Below are 21,116 nucleotides of genomic sequence, written 5' to 3'. Positions count from 1 at the left end.
ATGGCTGACACCACAGCTGACACCACACTGGAGAAGGCGAACACGACCGGGTCCGCAGCCCCGGCCGCCGACTGGCGCTCGCGCGGTCCCGCCCGCCGTTCCACCCACACCCTGCGGCTGCGCGTCTCCGCCACCCTGGTCGCCGTCACCGCCCTCGCGGTCCTGCTCGTCCCACCGCTGGTCCAGCTCGACCAACAGGCCGTCGACCTCGCCTCGAAGCTCCTCCCACCCAGCTGGGCCCACCCCTTCGGCACCGACGACGTCGGCCGCGACCTGCTGCTGCGCTGCGTCTACGGCCTGCGGGTCTCCCTGCTGGTCGGGGTCGTGGCGGCGCTCACCGCCACCGTGATCGGCACCGCTGTCGGAGCCACCGCCGGAGCGCTCGGCGGCTGGGTCGACCGCCTCGTCATGCGCCTGGTCGACACCATCTCCTCCGTCCCGCACCTGCTGCTCGGCATCTTCATCGTGGCCATGTTCCGGCCGGGCGTCTGGCCGGTGGTGGTGTCGGTGGCCGCCACCCACTGGCTGTCCACCGCCCGGATCGTCCGCGCCGAGGTCCTCTCCCTGCGCTCCCGCCCGTACATCGACGCGGCCGTCTCCGGCGGCGCGTCCCGGTGGCGGGTGGTGCTACGGCACCTGCTGCCCGGCGTACTGCCGCAGGCGGGACTGGCCGCCGTGCTGATGATCCCGCACGCCATGTGGCACGAATCGGCGCTGTCCTTCCTCGGCCTCGGCCTCCCCACCCACACCGCCAGCCTCGGCACCCTCATCCAGGGCGCCCGCGGCACGCTCCTCGCCGGGCAATGGTGGCCGACGCTCTTCCCGGGCCTGTTCCTGATCATCCCCACCCTCGCCATCGCCGGGCTCGCCGGAGTGTGGCGGGAGCGGATCAACCCCCGCCGCCGATCGGAGCTGACGCTATGACCCAGCCCCCACCCGTGCTGTCGGTCCGCGGACTGTCGGTGCGCTTCCTGGTGCCGGACCAGGGACGCATCGCCGCCGTCACCGACGCGCACTTCGACGTGGCGCCCGGCGAATGCCTCGCCCTGATCGGCGAGAGCGGCTGCGGCAAGTCCGTCCTCGCCTCCGCCCTGCTCGGCCTGCTCCCCGCCAACGCGCAGACCGCCGGCAGCGCCCACCTCGGCGACCTCGACCTGCTGGCCGCCGACGAACGCACCCTCGCCCGCACCGTACGCGGCCGGCGCATCGGCCTCATCCCACAGAGCCCGGCCGCCCACCTCACCCCCGTCCGCACCATCCGCTCCCAGACGGAGGAGACGGTCGCCGCACTCACCGGCGTGCGCGGCCGCGCGTCCCTGCGCGCCGCCGCCGAAAAGGCCGCCGCCCGCGCCGCCTTCCCCGCGGACCACCTCGACCGCTACCCGCACGAACTCTCCGGCGGCCTCGCCCAGCGCGCCGCCACCGCCCTCGCCCTGATCGGCGACGCACCCCTGCTGCTCGCCGACGAACCCACCACCGGCCTCGACCGCGACCTGGTCGACCACACGGTCGACGAACTGCGCCGGCACGTCGACGCCGCCGGCGACCGAGCCCTCCTGATCATCACCCACGACCTGGCGGCAGCCGAACGCATCGCCGACCGGGTCGCCGTCATGTACGCGGGCCGCATCGTCGAACTCGCCGACGCCGACGCCTTCTTCGGCACCCCGGGCCCGCGCCACCCCTACAGCCGAGGCCTTCTGAACGCCCTCCCCGACCGCGCCTTCACCCCGATCCCCGGCATGCCCCCCGAACTGGGCACGCTCCCCGAAGGCTGCGCCTTCGCCCCCCGCTGCGACCGGGCCACCGCCACGTGCGCAACGCTCCCGCCCCTGACGGACACGGTCGCCTGCCACCACCCGGTCCAGGCCCAGCCCCTCGCCCCCGTCCCGGAGGACGTCCGTGCTTGAACTGCGCGCCATCACCGCCGGCTACGACCGCCGGGCCCCCGTCGTCCGGGACGCCTCCCTCACCGTCGCCCCCGGCGAGGCCGTCGGCCTGCTCGGCCCCAGCGGCTGCGGCAAGTCCACCCTGGCCCGCGTCGCCGCCCTGCTCCACCGCCCCGACGCCGGCACCCTGCTCCTGGACGGCGCCCCCGTACGCCACTGGCGCCACCGCGCCCCCCGCCCGCTCCGCACCGCCTTCGGCGTCGTCTTCCAGCAGCCCCGCCTCTCCGCCGACCCCCGCCTGACCCTCACCGACCTGATCGCCGAACCCCTGCGCGCCACGGGCCGCCGGGGCGAGGCCCCCGCCCGCGTGGCCGAACTGGCCGGCACCGTGGGCCTCACCCCCGACCTGCTCACCCGCCGCCCCCACGAGGTCAGCGACGGCCAACTCCAACGCGCCTGCCTCGCCCGCGCGTTGGTCCTGCGCCCCCGCTGGCTGATCTGCGACGAGATGACCGCGATGCTCGACGCGTCGACCACGGCCGCGCTGGTCACGGTCGTCGAGGACTACCGCACGGCAACGGGCGCGAGCCTGCTCGCCGTGGGCCACGACCGGACGCTGCTCGACCGCTGGTGCGATCGCACGGTCCACTGGGACACGGTGGCGACACCGGCGAAGAACCAAGCAGACAGGGAGAGCAGCCAGGACGGTCGGCCAACGAGCAAACGGTCTGGCCGCCCTCGGCCGCTCGAAGCGACTACTGGGCGATGAACGGGATCATGCCGGTCAATCTCAAGCCGAGGCCGCGGCAACGCAGAACTCATTGCCCTCCGGGTCGGCCATCACAATATGGCGCTCGTCACATTCCTCCAGGACGCTCCCGCCCGCCTTCACCAGCCGCTCGGACTCCGCCCTGGTCCGCGCCCACCGCTCATCGTGGCTGCCGTGTCCCGGCACCCGGACGTCGATATGGAGTCGGTTCTTCGCGGTCTTCGGCTCAGGGACCTTGAGGATGCAGAGCCGGGGCCCGACGCCGTCAGGATCGCAGAGCCACGCGCCGTCGTCCGCGGAGTCGTCCTCCGGAAGGCCGAACTGGCGAGCCACTCCTCGCGGGTTCTGAAAGGAGCGGGCGGCGGCTCGTCCACATACCCCAGGGCCGTCTTCCAGAACTCGGCGAGGAGCTTCGCGTCTGCGCAACCAAGGGTCAGATCGATTCTGGCCGCCATGGCAGGACCGTACTGCGCACCTCTGACAGTCGAGGCCGAGGCGGAGGAGGGACGGCGGCTGATACGCCGTGACCGGTCGGCCACAGCCTTGCCCAGCCGGACGTTCCCCGCCGACCGAGCCCATGCCCGCCTCCGTCGTCCCCTTCGATGTCTGTTCGGAGCCCGGCCCCACCCCCGCTGCTGACTTCGGCGCTTTGAGGTCAGGGCGGCGGCAGGCCGAGTTCGGTCTCGGCCATGAAGCCGTCGAGTGTCGCAGGCCGGTACTGCAGGCTCTTGAGCCGGTTGCGGACCAGGGTTTCCAGCCGGTCGACCGTACCGGCGGTGAGATTGGCCAGACTGCGCTTGCACTGCGACCACACGCCCTCCACCGGGTTCAACTCCGGCGCATACGCCGGCAGCAGGAAGACCGTCAGCCACGAGCGGTCCGCCACCAGGTGCCGCATCGCCTTCGAGGCATGGGTGCCCAACCGGTCCCAGACCAGGACGATCGGCGCCTTCAGCAGCCGGTGGGGCACGATCTCCCGGAGGCTCCTGACACCCATGTCTGCTGGAAGCGTGAGCATTCGGCAGGTGAATGCCACTCGCGCACTCAAATAAGCGGTATGCGGACACCGGAGGCCGAGATGCTCCCACTTTTCAGAGGGGTATGTGCCTCCCGGCCGGGCGGTCGAGGGGCGTGTCCCACGATGCCCGATGAGGATGCCCGATGAGGCAGGGCCCCGGTCGTGCTGTTCTCCGGGACGTTCGTGACACACGTGCTGAATGCCCGGAGGGCGAGGGCCCTCTGAGCCCGGTGTGGACTGCGGCCTTTACCGCCGGCCCACGAACTCATGTCGGTCCTCCTCCGAGAGGCGGGCGCCGAGCGGGCTCGCCTCGCCGGTCAGCACTGCCACGCAGAACGACGCCATACCGCCGTCGAACACGACCCAAGGGCTCGCCCCGTACGCCACCTGTCTCTGGAGGACGGCCACCCGCCAGTCGCCGGGGGTGTCCTCGCACAGCGAGAACGCGACATCGCCGTGTCCCAGGTGCGCGAAGGGCAGCGAAGGCGGCAGTGTGCCTGCCGACAAGAGGGTGCCCGACTCTTCGAGGTACCCGGGGGCGGAATCGACCCCGTCCAGCAGATCCCCGCACGGCGAGCCGGGGGCCGGTGGCGTGCTGACGGACAGGTACGCGTCGATCTCGCCGCCGTCGTACGTCTCCACGAACTCGCGGTAGTCGGCCGGGAACACCAGGCCCGCCGTCCGCTCGCTCTCCGCCCAGTCCACCGCGGCACCACCGGAGACGGGCGGCAAAAAGCACCTCACGCAGGTGGGAGACAGCGGGGTGGGACACGCGGAAATTCCTTCCGGCCGTCCAGCGGCTCCTCGAAGGCGGCGGGGTCCTCGGTGGCGTCGATGTCGAAACCGCCGAGGGCGCGCAGGGCGGCGACGCCGGCCGGGATGGACTCGTGCCGGTAGCCGGTAGCCGGTAGCCGGTAGCCGGTAGCCGGTAGCCGGTAGCCGGTGGTGCGGGTGCAGACGAGGAGTGGGGTGGCCGACATGCGCCCGAGCCTGTGCCGACCGGCCCGCCCTCCCCTCAGCCGCCCGCGTCCACGTCGTTGCGGGGCGCCCCGTCCCCGGCCGGCGGCAGATCGCCGCGCTCGACGGGTTCGGACGGCGCCGCGCCGCCGGCGGGCGCGGACGGCAGCAGCTCGGCGGCCTCCTCACCGGACGGCCGGCGGGCGTCCCGCGCCGCCTCGCGCAGGACGTCGCGGGAGACGCCCGCATCGCCCTCGAGCCGTACGACGTGGCCCTTCTTCACCACGGCGTACTCGTGTGTCCCCTGTCCGGAGCGGTACCAGACTCCCTCCTCGTCCAACTCGCACATCTGCTGCCCCTTGGCACAGTCGGAGGCGGACATCGTGCCCCGGTCGACGTACAGCCGCAGCTGCCCGCCCTCCTGCCGCGAGACATACGTGGCGGAGAAACCGTCCCCGCCGTACACCCCGACGGACTGCCGGGCGAGCGCGAAGCCGGGCGCCTCGGTGACGTAGACGAGCTCCGGGGCGATGCCCAACGCCTTGGCACGGGTGACGAGTTCGGCGGCGGGGGCGTCGGTGGCCCGCGTCTGTCCCGGTTCACTGCCGCAGGCGGTGAGCAGCAGAGGAGCGAGCAGCAGCGGCAGCAGTGGGCGCACGGTACGGATCATGTGCCCATCCAACCGGACGCCGGTCGCCGGCGTCCGTTTCCTTCAAGAAGCGGCCGGCGAAGCGGCCCTACGGTGGCCTGGTGAGTGCACGGTTCGACGCCATCGGGCTGGTCGTCTCCGACACGGCCGCGTCCGTCGCCTTCCACCGCCGGCTCGGGTTCGCGTTCCCCGAGAGCGCCGAGGAGCAGGGGCACGTGGAGGCGGAGCTGCACCGAGCGCCGTCTGCTCGGCGGCCTCCAGCCGGAAGAATGCGAAACCCTCGACCACCTGCTCCGCGAACTCCTGCTCAGTCCCGGAGATGCGGCCCCCCAGGCGTAAGCCTCCGACTCGCGGCCCTGCTTCGGGGAAGGCTCGCAGTGGTGACGGTCGCGGCGAGGGTGAAGCACGCCGGGGTGGTCCTGCGGTAGTGGCCCACCCCGGCGCGTGGGCCTCACCCGCCGAGTGCGGTGACCATGTTCATGATGGTCTCGACCTGGGCGCCGCCCTGGATGGGATAGTTGGTGGCACCGAGGTAACCCCACCAGTCCCAGCACCCGTTGGGGTTCACATAGGACGACGTGGCCTGCGGGTACAGGACGATCATCTTGTTGTTGTCGGCGTACTGGTTGAGGTTGGCGCGGTCGACGAAGGTCGTACCGATCTTGTCGTACCCCTGCTTGCAGCCGTGCAGGGAAACCATCAAGCGGCAACTCGATCCCGAGTCACAGGACTTGGGAACATAGGCGAACCCGGAACTGCCCATGCTCAGGGTGCTCGCCAGTCCGTTGACGGCGTGGGTGCTCTGCCCGAACTTGATGAGCTTGCCCGTCAGCGGCCCGGTGTTGGGGGAGGAGACCGAGCCGAAAAGCTTCTGCAGCAGCGCTCTCTGGGGGTCGGTGCCGCAGTCGTTCATGTACGGTGCGCTGTTCGCGGTGCAGCCGTTGGGCCCGTACGGGGTGACCCAGGAATGCCCCGCCGCGGAGGTGTTGTCGTAGGTCACGTTCGCGCCGAAGTGCTGGTAGAAGGCCTTCCCGGCATCGCCGACCGAGGGCTTCACCGTGGTGTCGTTCGTGCCCTGGTAGAGGTACACGGGGCTGCCGGACAGGTTGCTGACCGGGTCGATCCACCCGTAGGAGGACCAGGTGGAGGCCCTCGAGGTAAGAGTGCTCAGATAGGTGGGGTAGATGGTGTCCCCACAGCCGTACAGGGCCTGGTAGACGTTGTTCTGGGCGCAGTAGTACGGTCCCGCCCCGAAGATCGCCGCGCCTTTGACCTTCTTCGAGTAGGCGACGTGCAGCTGACCGGCCATGTAGCCCCCGGAGGAGATTCCGGACACGTACACGCCGGATACGTTGTGGCCGGTGAGACTGCCCGACACCGGGGGAACCGTGTGGAGAGTGGCGGCCTGGGCGGTACCTGCCGGCGTCAGCAGGGCCACCAGGACAGAGAGGATCAAGGCGGGGGACCACCAGAAGACGCGTGGACGGGCTCGCATCATGTGCACCTGCTCCCTGGAGCTTGCGGTCCGGCCAAGACGCCGGTCCGTGCGGTAGCGGAACAGTAGGGGCGCCGCGAGAGCATTGGCGATGTGTGCGGCACACATCCAACAGCGCATCACAGTGGCTCAAAGACACTGGTCCTGACGGCCGGCTCGAAAAGCGCAAGCCTGCTCACTGAACCGCCCTGAGGCAGACCACTCCATTCGACCCGGGGTGGCCCAATTCGGCCAGATTCGATCACTTTGCGTCATTCGTCGGCGTCCGCCTCCCACACCACTGAGGCGCGGCTGAACAAGAAGGCCGGGGTGGCGTAATGCCGTCCCCATGCGGTGCCGGCCGGACGGTGAGGGGGGTCTGGACGGTTGCTGACCATCAACGTGGCGGTGCCGCTCGCAGTTGTCGTCGTCCGGCGGCTGTGGCGGCGTACGGAGGCCCGCAGCCGCTTCGACGAGAAGCTGACCGTCGTCATTGTCCTGGCGCTGGGGATCCTGATCGCGCCCACCCCGGCCGGTCAGGGGATTCTGGACATCCTGGGGCGGCTCGCGAGCGGCGTTACGCAGGCCGGCCGATGAGCCCCCGCGCGCGCATGGGGGCTGGACCTCGTTCGTGACCGCCGTGAGGAGCGGTGAGCTGGGCACCTGACCCAGGACGACGTGGGGGTGTGTTCCGGTCAGGATGTCGGGTGGTCCTGGTACAGCCACCGTCGAAGCAGGCGGCTCATGAACGGCATGACCGCGTAGGTGAGGAGAGGCGCGAGGACGATCGGGAAGACGAGGGTGCGTGCCGCCAGGGCCAGGTGTGGAAGAACTCCGCGCCCAGGCCGTCGTAGAGCAGCGCGAAGGGGTAGACGGCGAGGCTCGTCACCAGTGACATCTTCCAGCGCGCCGGCGGCCGGGCCGCGCCGTTGGGGATGTTGAACCAGGTCTCCAGGCCGGTGGTGGTCAGCTTCGGGTGAGCCGGGTGGCCGTAGGGTTTGACACGGTCCTGCCAGGCGGCTCGCTGGGGTGACGTCATCCAGCGGTCCAGGCTCTCGGTGTCCGCGAAGCGGACGACCGCGTGGTAGTGGTGGCTGTCGTCCTCGGGTCGGAGCCAGGTGACACCCCGGTGTCCCGTGAAGGCGGCCGCCTCCGCCTCGACCCCGTGGGCCCACTGCTCGAATGGGGTCTCCCCGCCGGGCATCACCTCTCAGGTGTAGACCACTGTCACCGCTTCTCGGGCTTCAGGCGCACGCTGGTTCATATCGTAAATTTTACGTTTGCAACGCTTTTGGGTGTCTATGAGAATGAAGAGGTGGTCCTTTGGGAGGTGTGTCATGTCCGTACGCGGCCCGGCCCTCACCGAGCGAGGCGCAGCCCTGGTGGAACAAGGCCCCGGGCCGGTCCGGGTGAGATTGTCGGTGAACGGCACCGAGCACACTCTGGACATCGAGCCACGCGTCAGCCTGCTCGACGCGCTCCGTGAGCATCTGCACCTGACGGGCGCCAAGAAGGGGTGTGACCAGGGGACCTGCGGGGCGTGCACCGTGTGGGTCGACGGGCGGCGAGCGCTGGCCTGCCTCACTCTCGCCATGACGTGCGAGGGCCACGAGATCACGACCGTCGAAGGGCTGTCCGAGGACGGCGAACTGCACGAGATGCAAAAGGCTTTCATCGCCGAGGACGCTTTTCAGTGCGGCTATTGCACTCCTGGCCAGATCATGTCCGCCGTGGCGTTGGTCAATGAGGGGCACGCCGGGGACGACGACGAGATCAAGGAGTGGATGAGCGGCAACATCTGCCGGTGCGCCGCCTATCCCCACATACGGGCTGCGATACGCGTCGCCCGCGACCGCATGTAGGGAGGCACTCAGTGCGGCCCATCACCTATTTCCGCGCGACCGACACGGCGACCGCCGTCACCGCCGTGAGTACCGACCCCACCAGCGACTTCCTCGCCGGCGGCACCACCGAGGTGGACCTGCTGCGGCAGAACGTGCTGAACCCGCGCCGCCTCGTCGACATCAACGATCTCCCGCTGACCGACGTCGAGGGCACTCCGGCGGGAGGGGTGCGTATCGGCGCGCTGGCCCGGATGAGCGACGTCGCCGCCGCCCCCGTCGTCCGTGAGCGCTTTCCGCTGATCGCCCAGGCGCTGGAGCTGGGAGCGTCCGCGCAGCTGCGCAACATGGCGTCCATGGGAGGCAACCTGCTGCAGCGGGTGCGCTGTTCGTACTTCCGCGACGCGGAGTCCCCCTGCAACAAGCGTGAGCCCGGCACCGGTTGCTCGGCCATCGAGGGCTTCAGCCGGGGTCACGCGGTGCTCGGCACCAGCGAGCACTGCATCGCCACGCACCCCTCGGACGTGGCCGTGGCTCTTGTCGCGCTGGACGCCCAGGTGCGCACGGCGGGCCCGCACGGCGAACGCACTTACGCCATCGACGACTTCTTCCTCCTCCCCGGTGACTCCCCGCACCGGGAGCACCCCCTGGAGCACGGTGAACTGATCACCGGGATCGAGGTGCCCGCCACGCCCGTCGCACGGCACTCCCACTACCTGAAGGTCCGGGACCGTGCGTCGTACGAGTTCGCGCTCGTCTCGGTTGCGGCCGCGCTCTCCGTCGTGGACGGGGTGATCGCCGACGTACGGATGGCGCTGGGCGGAGTGGCCACCAAGCCCTGGCGGGCCAGGCGGGCCGAGGACTTCCTGATCGGTGCGCGCGCCCGGCGGGACAACTTCGCCATGGCCGCCCGCGCCGAAATGGCCGACGCCCGGCCGACCCCCATGAACGCCTTCAAGGTCGAACTCGCGCAGCGCGCGATCGTCCGCGTCCTCGACCTGCTCAGCGACGGAACGGGAGACGGGTCCGAGCCCGGACCCGGACCCGGGGCCGGGAGCCCGTCATGACCACCATGCCCACGACGACACCGCCCGCCATCGGACGGCCCCTCGACCGCGTCGACGGCCGCCCCAAGGTCACCGGGGGCGCGCGCTACTCCGCCGAGATCCCCCTCCCGGACATGGCATACGCCCATGTGGTCGGCTCCCGCATCGCCGCCGGACGGGTCTCCGGGATCGACGCGAGTGCCGCAACGGCCGAGGAAGGCGTACTGGCGGTGCTCACCCACGAGAACCTGCCGAGGATCGCGGAGCAGCCGCCGCTCGTGCCCTCGCTCGCCGGCACGGCGGCACCCGGACAGACGTACTTCCCGATGCAGGACGACATCGTCCACTACGCCGGCCAGCAGATCGCGCTCGTCGTCGCCGACACCTGGGAACGCGCCCAGCACGCGGCGCGCCTGCTGCGTGTCTCGTACGAGGAGACCGCCCCGGTCACCACCCTCGACCAGGGCCGGGACCGGGCGTACGTGCCCGAGAGGATCTTCGGAGGGTGGATACCGGGGCGCATCGAGCGCGGCGACGTGGAGACCGGACTGCGGGACGCGGACGTGCGGGTGGAGGGGACGTACACCTACGCGGCGAACAACCACAACCCGATCGAGCCGGCCGGCACCACGGCTCACTGGGACGGTGACACCCTGCTGCTGTACGACTCCACCCAGGGAGTCAACGCCACGCAGATGACCGTGTCACGGCTGCTCGGCGTTCCGATGTCGAGGATCCGGGTCATCGGTCACTACGTCGGTGGCAGCTTCGGCTGCAAGGCGATGATCCACGCCCACCCGGCGCTCGCCGCCATGGCGGCCCGCCAAGTCGGCCGGCCCGTCAAGCTCGCCCTCACCCGGGAGCAGATGTTCACCTCCGTCGGCCATCGGGAGGAGCAGGAGCAGCACGTGACGCTCGGCGCGACGCGCGAAGGTCGGCTGACCGCCGTCCGGCACCACAAACTCTCCCCGACCTCCCACTTCGACGACTGGGCCGAACCCTCCGTCGGCGTTTCGTCGCAGATCTACGCGTGCCCCCACTACGAGGGCGTCTACCGGTTGTTCCGGGCCGACACCATGACCCCGACGTTCATGCGGGCGCCGGGTGAGGCGACCGGCATGCACGCGCTCGAGTGCGCGATGGACGAACTCGCCCACGAACTCGGCGTGGATCCCGTCGAACTGCGGCTGCGCAACCACACCGACGTCGACGCCATGTCGGGCTTCCCCTGGTCCAGCAGCGGGCTGCGGGAGTGCTATGAGCGCGGAGCCCGGCGGTTCGGCTGGGCCGGCCGCGATCCCCGGCCGGCCATGCGCCGTGAGGGCGACTGGCTGATCGGTACCGGCATGGCCACCGCGGCGTATCCCGTCCCTCCGCTCGCCAACCCGCAGCGCGCCCGCGCGCGTCTCTACGCCGACGGGACGGCGGTCGTCCAGGCCGCCACCCCCGATTTCGGCACCGGCGTCGCCACGGTCATGACCCAGGTCGCCGCCGACGGACTCGGCATGAGCGTGGAGCGCTGCCGCTTCGAGAACGGGGACACCGACCTGCCCAACATCGCCGCCGCGGTGGGTTCGGCGGGCGCCGGCATGATCAGCGCGGCCGTGCACAGTGCCGCCACCGCCCTGCGCGGTCAGCTCATCAACAAGGCGGTGGCCGACGCCGGTTCACCTCTGCACGGCGCGGACCCGGTCGACGTGGTGGTACGGGACGGCGTCATGACCGCCGGGACCGCGTCCGAGGCGTACACCGATCTGCTGCGGCGCAACTTCCGGCCGGACGCCGAAGCCCTGGGCCAGTGGAACCCGCCCGCCCACGACATCCCCTACGGGATGATGACCTTCGGCGCCCAGTTCGCCGAGGTCGCGGTGGACGCGGAACTGGGCCTGGTCCGGGTGCGGCGCATGACCGGTGCCTTCGCGCCGGGCCGGGTGCTCAACGCCAAGACGGCCCGCAGCCAGTTGATGGGGGGCATGCTGTGGGGGTTGGGACAGGCGCTGCTGGAAGCCAACCACATGGCGCCGGACACCGGCCGCTGGGTCAACTCGAGCCTCGCCGAGTACCTCGTCGCCGTCAATGCGGACGCTCCGGACGTGGACGTCGAGCTCATCGAGGTCGAGGACGACATCGTCAACCCGTTGGGTGTGAAGGGTGTCGGTGAGATCGGCCAGGTCGGTGTGGCGGCGGCGATCGCCAACGCCGTGCATCACGCCACGGGGCGCCGGGTGCGCAAGCTGCCGATCACGATCGAGGACCTCCTCTGAGGACAGCGGGTGTCCTTGAGGGACGGCGGACCTCCTTCGAGGGATACGGACCGTCCCGCCGGGCGTCCCGGGGCAGGCCGTGACGACGTCGGTGTCGGCCCCCGGCCGAGCGACGGCGTCCGCATCCTCGCGGACACACCCCTGCGCCGGGTCTTCCCGCAGATCCTGCGCCCCGGGGAACCGGGCCCCCGCGCGGGGGCGCCCGCTGCTGTGGACCGACGATTTCGTCCGCTTCCCCAAGGTGGCTGTCCGCCAGGACGGCAGCACCCTCACCCGCCGCACCCTCCCGTGGCCCGCGGCACCCGACCGCGTCTTCCGCATTCCCTCCGACGTGCTCGACGACGTTTCACCCACCGGCGGCCCGGTCCGTATCGCCGTCGGGCAGCCCGCGTCGGCTCCTGGTCCCTCGCGGGGCGTGAGGACATTCCCGGAAAGTGTTCAGGCCTCGCTCGTCTGAGACCAGCGAGGACACAAGTGCCCGAAGTGTTGACGATTTCCGTGGACACTCCCTGGCCGCCACTGCCACCGCCCTGTCGGCGAGCAGGCGGTGCCGGCGGGCAGGCGGTGCCGGGGTCACAGGGCCGCGTCGGACCACTGGTCGAGGATGTCGTCGCCGGTCAGGGCGGCGCCGGGTTCGCTCGCCCCGCCGTCCAGTGGCTGCTCGGCCCAGATCACCTTGCCGGTGGGCGTGTACCGGGTGCCCCAGCGTTCGGCGTAGCGGGCGACGAGGAACAGGCCGCGTCCGCCCTCGTCCGTGGTCGCCGCCTGGCGCAGATGGGGCGAGGTGCTGCTGCCGTCGGAGACCTCGCAGATCAGGCGGCGGTCTCGCAGCAGGCGGACGTGGATGGGGACGGTGCCGTGCCGGATGGCGTTGGTGACCAGTTCGCTGAGGATGAGCTCGGTCGTGAAGCCCGCCTCCGTCAGGTTCCATGCCGCCAGCTGGCGGGTGACGTCGGCGCGGACGCCGGACACGGCCGCGGCTTCGGGGGGCACGTCCCAGCAGGCGACCCGCTCGGGGTCGAGCACCCGGGTGCGAGCGACCAGCAGGGCGACGTCGTCGTTCCCGCCGTTCGGCAGGAGGGCGTCGAGCACCGCGTCGCAGGTCTGCTCGGGAGTCCGGTCGGGGTGGGACAGCGCGCCCCGCAGGATCTCCAGACCGACGTCGATGTCCCGGTCGCGGGTCTCGATGAGCCCGTCGGTGTAGAGGACGAGCTGGCTACCCTCGGGCACCTCGAGTTCCGTGGTCTCGAAGGGCAGGTCGCCCAGGCCCAGCAGCGGACCGGCGGGCAGGTCGGGGAAGGACACGGTGCCGTCCGGGCGGACGAGGGCGGGTGGCGGGTGGCCGGCCCGGGCCAGGCTGCACCTGCCGGCGGCCGGATCGTAGACGACGTACAGGCAGGTGGCCCCGATGAGCCCCTCGTCGTCACCCTGGTCAGCCCGTTCCCGGTCGAGCCGGGCCACCAGGTCGTCCACCCGGGCCAGCAGCTCGTCCGGCGGGAGGTCGAGGGTGGCGAAGTTGTGCACCGCGGTACGCAGCCGCCCCATGGTGGCCGCCGCGTGCAGACCGTGCCCCACCACGTCTCCGACCACCAGCGCCACCCGGGCGCCGGACAGCTCGATGACGTCGTACCAGTCCCCGCCCACCCCGGCCTGGGCCGGCAGATAGCGGTGGGCCGCCTCCAGCGCGCTCAGGTCCGGCAGGTCGCGGGGCAGCAGACTGCGTTGCAGGGTGACCGCCATCGCGTGCTCGCGGGTGTATCGGCGGGCGTTGTCGAGCGCCACGGCGGCCCAGGCGGACAGCTCCTCGGCGAACAGCACATCGCTCTCGTCGTACGGCTCCGCTCGCTCCGAGCGCCAGAAGTCCACCGAGCCCAGCACCGTGCCGCGGGCCCGCAGCGGTACCGCGATCAGGGAATGGATGCCGTGGCCCAGGAACTCCTCCGCGCGGTCGGGGGCCAGCGTCCGCCATCCCTCGGCGGTGCGCAGATCCGCCTCCAGCACCGCGCGGCCGCTCTTCACGCACCGTGCCTGTGGTGTGGCGTCGGGGAAGCGAACGGTTTCACCCACCGCCATCAGCGGCAGGCCGGTGTGGACGGTGCTCACGCCGGCCCGCCGCATGACGGTGCTCCGCCCGGTCGGCTCCTCGCCGCGCAGCACCACCTCGGCCAGGTCGACGGTGACCAGATCGGCGAAGCGCGGAACCGCCACCCCGGCCAGCTCGTGTGCGGTGCGTTCCACGTCCAGGGAGGAGCCGATCCGCGCCCCTGCGTCGTAGAGCAGGCTCAGGCGTTCCCGTGAGGCCTCGGCGTGACCGGACAGAGCCCGCAACTCCGTGGTGTCCCTGAGCGTCACCACGCTCCCGGCACTCCCGTTGTCGGGCACTGTGCGTCGCTTGTTGACCGCCAGCAACCGGTCGGCCGAGAGGAGCACCTCGTCGGTGGCCGTCCGCTCCGAGGTCAGCAGTTCGACGATGGCCGGGCTCAGACCCAGGTCGGTGACCTGCCGCCGCTCCGCGTCCGGCGGCAGATCCAGCAGCCGCCGCGCCTCGTCGTTGGCCAGCACCAGCTGCCCGTCACCCCCTACGATCAGCACCCCCTCCCGCACCGCGTGCAGCACCGCGTCGTGGTGGTCGTACATCCGGGTCATCTCCACCGGACCGAGACCGTGGGTCTGGCGCAGCAGCCGCCGGCTCACCAGAGCGGTGCCGCCCGCGCAGATGGCCAGGGCCACGCCCGTGGCTCCCAGAATCACCGGGAACTGCTGGGCCGCCATGCCCGCCACCTTGTGGACCGTGATCCCGACCCCCACCGAGCCGACCACCGTCCCGTCGGGCGCGGTGACGGGGACGTACGAGACCACCGAGCGGCCCTTGGACGTGTCGACCTGCTGCGTCAGGGAGGAGGTCGGGGGCCTGAGCGGGCCGACAACGGCCTTCCCGATCTGAGCGGGGTCGGGGTGCGTATAGCGGACCCCGTCCGGCGAGTACACGACGACGAGGTCCACATCGGTCGCCCGCCCGATCTTGTCGGCGAGCGGCTGCAGCACCTTGGACGGGTTGGGACCGGTCATCGCCGCCACTGTCTGCGGGGAGTACGCGAACGTCGTGGCGACGGCCCGGGACCGGGACTCGGCCTCGTGGGTGCTGTCACGCCGGGCCTGGAACACGAGGGCGACCAGCGCGGCGGTGATGATCAGGGTCACGACCAGGACCTGAAGCACGAACACCTGGCCGGCCACGCTGCGCACCCGGAGCAGGGACCGCCCCGGCCAGGAACCCCCGCCGCGCCGGTCCCGCTGCCGGGCCGATCCCACGCGTGCGGCCCGGCCCCCGGAGGGGCGGGACGGTATGGGGGGAGGGCGGTGGGAATGTGCGGTCACTGCATCGTTCGCCTCCTCGGCAGCGGTGCCCCGGTCGTCCATGACCAACCGCCCGCCGGCCGGCCGTCGAGGAACGACCGGTGGTGCGCGGCCTCTGCGGCGTCGCGTCCGGCGAGCGGACACCGGAACCATCGAACCGGATGTTCTTCGCATTCCTCACGAACGAGTCAACGGTACCCGCTCGGCCCCGATCCGGTTCGGTCGAGCACGGCCCTCCCGAACCCACCGCCGGAACCCGGCTCCAGGGGCCCGGAACCGCGCCCCTGGAACCGTGCCCCCGGACCCGGAACCGTGCCCCCGGGCCCCGGAACCCGGGATCCGGACCCGGGATCCGGACCCGGGATCCGGACCCGGACCCGGACCCGGGCCCCGGACCCGGACCCGGGCCCCGGACCCGGACCCGGGCCCCGGATCCGGACCCGGGATCCGGACCCGGGATCCGGACCCCGGACTCGGACTCCGGACTCGGAAGCCGGGCCCCGGACCCGGACTCGGACCCGGAATCCGGACCCCGGAAGCCGGAATCGTGACCCCGGACCCCGGAAGCCAGGCCCCGGACCCTGGACCCCTGGACCCGCAAGCCAAGCCCCGGAACCCGAAACCCGGAAGCCGGAAGCCGGACCCCGGAACCGGCTGTGCGAACCGGCAGGTGCGAAACCGCTGCGCGCGGAGGGCACCGCGCGCCACAACGCGGCTCAGGAGCGCCACCACCGCAGGGGGGAAGCCATGGCCGGCCGGCAAAAGCTCCAGACAGCGGTCGAAGTCGAGAAGTCGCGTGTCTGGTTCGCCTGGGCGTCCGGCGGTTTCCCCATGCCGGCCGCCGCCCTCGCCACCCAGGACATCCGCATAGTCGGCGTCGTACCCAGGTCCTGCTCGTCGCCGGCGGCATCGCGCTCACCATCACCGCCGTGCGGATGACCGACCAGCTCGACCGCAAGGCCGAGGAGGCCCGCCGGAACGTCCTCGGGGGCCACTGACGCAAGGAGGAAACGGGTGCGGTCCCCGTGGCGGGACGGCGTTCAGCCTGGGACCGGGCCCATGAGGCTCCGCCCGATACCCCGGGCCGTCACCTGCAGGGCGCTGACCAGCCGCGCCCGGTCGCGTTTGAGGCTGGGGGCGACGATGCCGAGCGCCGCCACCACCGCGCCGTCCGACCGGATCGGCACGGCCACCGTGCAGGCGCCCAGGCTCATCTCCTCCACCGTCGTGGCGTAGTCGTCCTCGTGCACCTTCTTGAGCTGGCCGCGCAGCAGGCCCGGCCGGCTCACCGTGTAGGGGGTGATCCGGGGGAGGTCGGCGAGTACCTCGTCCTGGACGTCGGCCGGGGCGTGCGCGAGCAGCACCTTGCCGACCCCTGTCGCGTGCAGCGGCAAACGGGAGCCGATCGCGCTGACCACCGGCACCGAGGCGTGTCCGGAGAGCCGGTCGACGTACAGCGCCTGCAGACCGTCGCGCACGGCGAGGTGCACGGTGGCGCGGGTCGCGCCGTAGAGGTCGTGGAGGTACGGGGAGGCGATCTGTTGCAGCCCGGTGTGCACAGGCGCGAGCAGGCCGATGTCCCACAGCCGGCGCCCGACGACGTACTCGCCCGAGTCGGTGCGGCTCAGCGCGCCCCAGGAGACGAGCTCGCCGACCAGCCGGTGCGCGGTCGGGACCGGAAGGCCGGCCCGGGCGGCGAGCTCGGTGAGGCCGAGCCGCCGATGCCGCTCGTCGAAGGCCCCCAGGACCGCCAGCGCACGGCTGGTCACGGAGCGCCCGGGCCTCGCGGAGTTGCCTGCCATGCCCGACATCCTTCCGCTGAGTGGAAACGGGGACAAGGGGCGCGCGTCTCAACCGCGGACGCAGTCCTCGATCACCGAGGCGACCTGCTCGGCCGCGGCCGAGACGCGGTGCGCGCGCCGGGCCAGTACCAGTTCGACCGGCTCGGGGCTGGTGAGCGGTACGTAGGTCACGCCGTCGAGGCTCAGGCTCTGCACCGACTGCGGGACGAGGGCGACACCGTGTCCCGCCGCGACGAGGACGACCAGGGTGGCCGTCTCGCCGACCTCGAGGAGCGGGTCGGGCCGGAAGCCGGCCCGACGGCAGGCGGACAGGACCCGGTCGTACATCGAGGACCGGGACTGCGAGGGGTGGATGACGAACGGCTCGCCGGCCAGGGCCTCCAACGGGATGCTCGGGCGGCCTGCCAGCCGGTGGTGGGACGGCAGTACGGCCACCAGCGGTTCGGACCGCAACGGCGTGATGCGGATGTTCTCATCCGACGCCGCACCCCGCAGGACGGCGAGGTCGAACACGCCCGAGAGCAGGCCCTCGACGAGCCGCGGGGTGAGGAGCTCACCCCGCAGGTCCATGGTGATCTCGGGCAGTTTCGCCCGTACGGTGCGGGCGACCCGCGGCAGGACGTCGTAGGTGGCCGTGCCGATGAAGCCGACGGAGACCCGGCCCGCGTGGCCGGTGGCCAGTTCCCGCATGTGGGTCCGCGCGCGCTCCTCCTCCGTGATGAGGGCGCGTGCGTAGTCGGTGAGGTGACGGCCGGCCTCGGTCGGCTCGACGCGCCGGGTGGACCGGTTGAACAGCGAGATGCCCAGTTCCCGCTCCAACTGCTTGATCTGCTGGGAGAGAGCCGGCTGCGCCACGTGCAGACGGGCGGCCGCGCGCCCGAAGTGGCACTCCTCGGCCAGGGCGAGGAAATACCGGAGCTGACGGAGTTCCATACGCCCCATTTTATAAGGCCGGCTTATGAATCGATGCCGACTAGGTCTTGGACATGATGAAGCGGGCGCTCGTACGGTAGGGGCGTGAGCGACAGTTACCTTTACGCAGCAGCAAGAACGCCCTTCGGCAAGTTCTCGGGCGCCCTCGCCGAGGTCCGGCCCGACGACCTCGCCGCGGTGGCTGTCACCGGGGCCCTGGCCAAGACCCCCGCGCTCGACCCGGCGGAGATCGGCGACGTCGTCTGGGGCAACGCCAACGGCGCGGGCGAGGACAACCGCAACGTCGGCAGGATGGCCGTCCTGCTCGCGGGACTGCCCACCTCGGTCCCCGCCACGACCGTCAACCGGCTGTGCGGGTCCTCCCTGGACGCCGCCATCATCGCTTCCCGCGCCATCGAGACCGGCGACGTGGACATCGTGCTCACCGGCGGCGTCGAGTCGATGACCAGGGCACCCTGGGTCCTGCCCAAGCCCTCGCGAGCGTTCCCCGCCGCGGACGTGACCGCCGTGTCCACCACCCTCGGGTGGCGGCTGGTGAACAAGCGCATGCCGAAGGAGTGGACCGTCTCCCTGGGCGAGGCGAACGAGCAGCTGGGCGACCGCTTCTCCATAGCCCGCGAGCGGCAGGACGCATTCGCCGCACGCTCCCACAACCTCGCCGACGACGCCTGGAACACCGGCTTCTACGACGACCTGGTGGTACCCGTCGTCACGGACCGCAAGGGCACGACCGTCACCCGGGACGAGGGGATCCGCCCCGGTTCGACCGCCGAGAAGCTCGCCGGACTCAAGCCCGTCTTCCGCCCCGACGGTGTCATCACCGCCGGCAACGCCTCCCCGCTGAGCGACGGCGCCTCCGCGGTACTGCTCGGCTCGGGCGAGGCCGCCGCACGCATCGGCACCGACCCCGTCGCCCGCATCGCCGGCCGGGGCGTGTCCGCGCTGGACCCGCAGATGTTCGGATACGCCCCAGTGGAGGCGGCGAACCGAGCGCTGAAGGGCGCCGGGATCACCTGGTCCGACGTCGCCGCCGTCGAGCTCAACGAAGCCTTCGCCGTCCAGTCGCTGGCCTGTGTGGACGCCTGGGACGTCGATCCGGAGATCGTCAACGCCAAGGGCGGCGCGATCGCGCTCGGCCACCCCCTGGGCGCCTCCGGAGGCAGGCTCCTGGGCACCCTGGCCCACCGGCTCCGGGAGTCGGGGCAGCGGTGGGGCGTCGCCGCCATCTGTATCGGAGTCGGCCAGGCGCTCGCCGTGGTCCTGGAGAACGTCTCGGGAGGCAACCGATGACCACCCTGCTGTGCGACCACGCCGACGAGGCGGTGGCCGGGACCGAGGACGGCTCGACCGTGCTCGTCGGAGGGTTCGGAATGGCCGGCATGCCGGTCGACCTGATCGACGCCCTCATACGCCAGGGCGCCAAGGACCTCACCGTCGTGTCCAACAACGCCGGCAACGGCGACAGCGGGCTCGCCGCGCTGCTGGCCAAGGGGCGGGTCCGCAAGGTGATCTGCTCCTTCCCGCGCCAGGCGGACTCGTGGGTGTTCGACGACCTCTACCGGACGGGCCGGATCGAACTGGAGGTCGTCCCCCAGGGCAACCTCGCGGAACGGATGAGGGCGGCCGGGGCCGGCATCGGCGCCTTCTTCTGCCCCACCGGAGTGGGCACGCTCCTCACGGAGGGCAAGGAGACCCGCGAGATCGACGGCCGCACCTACGTGCTGGAGTACCCGATCAAGGGTGACGTCGCTCTGATCGGCGCCCACCGCGCCGACCGCATGGGCAACCTCGTCTACCGCAGGACCGCCCGCAACTTCGGACCGGTCATGGCCACCGCCGCGACCACGGTGATCGCGCAGGTCCGCGAGATCGTCGAGACCGGCGACATCGATCCCGAAACCGTCGTGACCCCCGGCATCTACGTCGACCGTGTGGTGAAGGAGGCCGACCCCGCATGACCGCGACCAGCCGAGTGACGAACGATCAGGGTGCGATGAACGACCAGGGCCCGCTGAGCAAGCACGACATGGCCGCCCTCGTGGCGCGCGACATCCCCCAGGGCGCCTTCGTCAACCTGGGCATCGGGCAGCCGACCCTCGTCGCCGACCATCTGCCCGCCGACTCCGGGGTGGTCCTCCACACCGAGAACGGCATGCTCAACATGGGGCCCGCCGCGAAGGAGGGCGAGGTCGACCCCGACCTGACGAACGCGGGCAAGGTCCCGGTGACCGAACTGCCGGGAGCCGCCTACTTCCACCACGCCGACTCGTTCGCGATGATGCGCGGCGGTCACCTGGACATCTGCGTCATGGGCGCTTTCCAGGTCTCCGCCGGCGGCGACCTCGCCAACTGGCACACGGGAGCACCCGACGCCATCCCCGCCGTCGGCGGGGCCATGGACCTGGCGATCGGCGCCAAGAAGGTCTTCGTCATGATGACGCTCTTCACGAAGACCGGCGCCCCCAAGCTGGTGCCCGAATGCACCTACCCGCTCACCGGGCTGCGCTGCGTCGACCGCGTCTACACGGACCTCGCGGTGTTCGACATCACCCCCCAGGGGCTCAGGGTCGCCCAGACCTTCGGCACCACGCTGGACGAACTCGCCGGCCGCCTCGACGTGCCGCTGATCGCCGCCGAGGCGTGAGACAGGGGTGTGGACGGCCTGCCCGTCCACACCCTGATGGCCTGTCCGCGGACCGTGGGCAGGCCATCAGGCGATCCCCGGTGATCCGTGCCGCGTTCGTCCCCGGCCCGCGGGCACCCCGACGGGCGGAGGGCGGACACCGGCTGCAGGCACGTGGACCTCGACGTCGTCCTCGCACCGGCCAAGGGCGAGACCGGCCCGGACACCGCCGTGGTGGCCGGCTGCGAGGCCCGAAGCCGACCGTTCTCGCCCCCGCTTGCCGTCGGGACGTTTTCCTGACGGCACAGCGGAACGGGGCCACGCCGGGTGGCCGCGGCAATGGCCCGGCCGGAGAAACCCCCAGGTGCCGCCGCGTTCCGCGCGGACGGCGTTCACACGGGCCCGTCAGGCTGCGGCGACCTGCCCCTCAGATGCCCCGGAAGAGGGCCGACGAGCCCTCGACGGCGCCGAACCCGCTCGGCCCACCCTGCTCG

The 21,116-nt window shown here is 71.5% G+C and carries 19 protein-coding genes and 2 pseudogenes; 10 read left to right on the top strand and 11 right to left on the bottom strand.

Features of this window, described 5'->3' with window-relative positions:
- The 3 genes from ACFP2V_RS15455 to ACFP2V_RS15445 are packed head-to-tail and all read left to right on the top strand — an operon-like array spanning position 1 to position 2,658.
- Positions 1 to 924, top strand: a complete 924-nt coding sequence (locus tag ACFP2V_RS15455) for an ABC transporter permease (protein ID WP_381211592.1) — start codon at positions 1 to 3, stop codon at positions 922 to 924.
- Positions 921 to 1,910: an ABC transporter ATP-binding protein gene (locus ACFP2V_RS15450; protein ID WP_381211589.1), complete on the top strand. Its 990-nt coding sequence runs from the start codon at positions 921 to 923 to the stop codon at positions 1,908 to 1,910. The genes ACFP2V_RS15455 and ACFP2V_RS15450 overlap by 4 nt, the downstream gene beginning before the upstream one ends.
- A complete protein-coding gene (locus tag ACFP2V_RS15445) occupies positions 1,903 to 2,658 on the top strand; it encodes an ABC transporter ATP-binding protein (protein ID WP_381211586.1) in 756 nt (251 codons plus the stop codon). The genes ACFP2V_RS15450 and ACFP2V_RS15445 overlap by 8 nt, the downstream gene beginning before the upstream one ends.
- A gap of 21 nt (positions 2,659 to 2,679) precedes the next feature.
- Here the strand turns inward: ACFP2V_RS15445 and ACFP2V_RS15440 are convergent.
- From ACFP2V_RS15440 to ACFP2V_RS15415, 6 genes and pseudogenes are all read right to left on the bottom strand, one after another.
- Positions 2,680 to 3,113 (bottom strand): annotated as a pseudogene (locus tag ACFP2V_RS15440) (VOC family protein).
- Positions 3,114 to 3,313: 200 nt separating this feature from the next.
- Positions 3,314 to 3,676, bottom strand: a complete 363-nt coding sequence (locus tag ACFP2V_RS15435; protein WP_381211583.1) for a transposase — start codon at positions 3,674 to 3,676, stop codon at positions 3,314 to 3,316.
- 246 nt (positions 3,677 to 3,922) lie between these two features.
- Positions 3,923 to 4,381: an SMI1/KNR4 family protein gene (locus tag ACFP2V_RS15430; RefSeq protein ID WP_381211580.1), complete on the bottom strand. Its 459-nt coding sequence runs from the start codon at positions 4,379 to 4,381 to the stop codon at positions 3,923 to 3,925.
- Between the two features lie 86 nt (positions 4,382 to 4,467).
- A pseudogene (locus ACFP2V_RS15425) lies at positions 4,468 to 4,656 on the bottom strand (hypothetical protein); the annotation flags it as partial.
- Between the two features lie 35 nt (positions 4,657 to 4,691).
- Complete coding sequence (locus tag ACFP2V_RS15420) at positions 4,692 to 5,303, bottom strand: hypothetical protein (protein ID WP_381211577.1); 612 nt, start codon at positions 5,301 to 5,303, stop codon at positions 4,692 to 4,694.
- Between the two features lie 430 nt (positions 5,304 to 5,733).
- Positions 5,734 to 6,780: an extracellular catalytic domain type 2 short-chain-length polyhydroxyalkanoate depolymerase gene (locus tag ACFP2V_RS15415; RefSeq protein WP_381211574.1), complete on the bottom strand. Its 1,047-nt coding sequence runs from the start codon at positions 6,778 to 6,780 to the stop codon at positions 5,734 to 5,736.
- Positions 6,781 to 7,143: 363 nt separating this feature from the next.
- On the opposite strand from ACFP2V_RS15415, the gene ACFP2V_RS15410 reads away from it, so the two are divergent.
- The gene (locus ACFP2V_RS15410) at positions 7,144 to 7,353 is read left to right on the top strand and encodes a hypothetical protein (protein ID WP_381211571.1); all 210 of its coding nucleotides are present in this window, start codon (positions 7,144 to 7,146) and stop codon (positions 7,351 to 7,353) included.
- 145 nt (positions 7,354 to 7,498) lie between these two features.
- On the opposite strand, the gene ACFP2V_RS15405 is transcribed toward ACFP2V_RS15410, so the two are convergent.
- Complete coding sequence (locus tag ACFP2V_RS15405; protein ID WP_381211829.1) at positions 7,499 to 7,960, bottom strand: antibiotic biosynthesis monooxygenase; 462 nt, start codon at positions 7,958 to 7,960, stop codon at positions 7,499 to 7,501.
- Between the two features lie 133 nt (positions 7,961 to 8,093).
- Between ACFP2V_RS15405 and ACFP2V_RS15400 the strand changes: the two genes are divergently transcribed.
- Genes ACFP2V_RS15400 through ACFP2V_RS15390 form a run of 3 tightly spaced genes read left to right on the top strand, consistent with a single transcriptional unit; the run spans position 8,094 to position 11,907 of the window.
- Positions 8,094 to 8,618, top strand: coding sequence for a (2Fe-2S)-binding protein (locus ACFP2V_RS15400; protein ID WP_381211569.1), 525 nt, complete (start codon positions 8,094 to 8,096; stop codon positions 8,616 to 8,618).
- Between the two features lie 11 nt (positions 8,619 to 8,629).
- Positions 8,630 to 9,664 (top strand): FAD binding domain-containing protein, encoded by a 1,035-nt coding sequence (locus tag ACFP2V_RS15395; protein ID WP_381211566.1) that lies wholly within the window; start codon positions 8,630 to 8,632, stop codon positions 9,662 to 9,664.
- Complete coding sequence (locus tag ACFP2V_RS15390; protein ID WP_381211563.1) at positions 9,661 to 11,907, top strand: xanthine dehydrogenase family protein molybdopterin-binding subunit; 2,247 nt, start codon at positions 9,661 to 9,663, stop codon at positions 11,905 to 11,907. The genes ACFP2V_RS15395 and ACFP2V_RS15390 overlap by 4 nt, the downstream gene beginning before the upstream one ends.
- A 573-nt stretch (positions 11,908 to 12,480) precedes the next feature.
- Here ACFP2V_RS15390 and ACFP2V_RS15385 read toward each other — a convergent pair.
- From ACFP2V_RS15385 to ACFP2V_RS15370, 4 genes are all read right to left on the bottom strand, one after another.
- Positions 12,481 to 15,327 (bottom strand): SpoIIE family protein phosphatase, encoded by a 2,847-nt coding sequence (locus ACFP2V_RS15385; protein ID WP_381211560.1) that lies wholly within the window; start codon positions 15,325 to 15,327, stop codon positions 12,481 to 12,483.
- 653 nt (positions 15,328 to 15,980) lie between these two features.
- Positions 15,981 to 16,259 (bottom strand): hypothetical protein, encoded by a 279-nt coding sequence (locus tag ACFP2V_RS15380; RefSeq protein ID WP_381211557.1) that lies wholly within the window; start codon positions 16,257 to 16,259, stop codon positions 15,981 to 15,983.
- A gap of 45 nt (positions 16,260 to 16,304) precedes the next feature.
- Complete coding sequence (locus ACFP2V_RS15375; protein ID WP_381211554.1) at positions 16,305 to 17,066, bottom strand: IclR family transcriptional regulator; 762 nt, start codon at positions 17,064 to 17,066, stop codon at positions 16,305 to 16,307.
- 48 nt (positions 17,067 to 17,114) lie between these two features.
- Positions 17,115 to 17,999: a LysR family transcriptional regulator gene (locus ACFP2V_RS15370; RefSeq protein WP_381211551.1), complete on the bottom strand. Its 885-nt coding sequence runs from the start codon at positions 17,997 to 17,999 to the stop codon at positions 17,115 to 17,117.
- Positions 18,000 to 18,083: 84 nt separating this feature from the next.
- Here ACFP2V_RS15370 and ACFP2V_RS15365 point away from each other — a divergent pair, with 84 nt between their 5' ends.
- The 3 genes from ACFP2V_RS15365 to ACFP2V_RS15355 are packed head-to-tail and all read left to right on the top strand — an operon-like array spanning position 18,084 to position 20,643.
- Complete coding sequence (locus ACFP2V_RS15365) at positions 18,084 to 19,289, top strand: thiolase family protein (protein WP_381211549.1); 1,206 nt, start codon at positions 18,084 to 18,086, stop codon at positions 19,287 to 19,289.
- Positions 19,286 to 19,957, top strand: a complete 672-nt coding sequence (locus ACFP2V_RS15360; protein ID WP_381211546.1) for a 3-oxoacid CoA-transferase subunit A — start codon at positions 19,286 to 19,288, stop codon at positions 19,955 to 19,957. The genes ACFP2V_RS15365 and ACFP2V_RS15360 overlap by 4 nt, the downstream gene beginning before the upstream one ends.
- A complete protein-coding gene (locus ACFP2V_RS15355) occupies positions 19,954 to 20,643 on the top strand; it encodes a 3-oxoacid CoA-transferase subunit B (RefSeq protein ID WP_381211543.1) in 690 nt (229 codons plus the stop codon). Before ACFP2V_RS15360 ends, ACFP2V_RS15355 begins: the two co-directional genes overlap by 4 nt.
- Positions 20,644 to 21,116: the final 473 nt, after the last annotated feature.

It is taken from the genome of Streptomyces incanus, from assembly GCF_042656345.1.
In the GTDB taxonomy this organism is placed as follows: domain Bacteria; phylum Actinomycetota; class Actinomycetes; order Streptomycetales; family Streptomycetaceae; genus Streptomyces; species Streptomyces incanus.
Note: the sequence above shows the minus strand (reverse complement) of the source record. Positions and strands in the feature narration are given on the sequence as shown.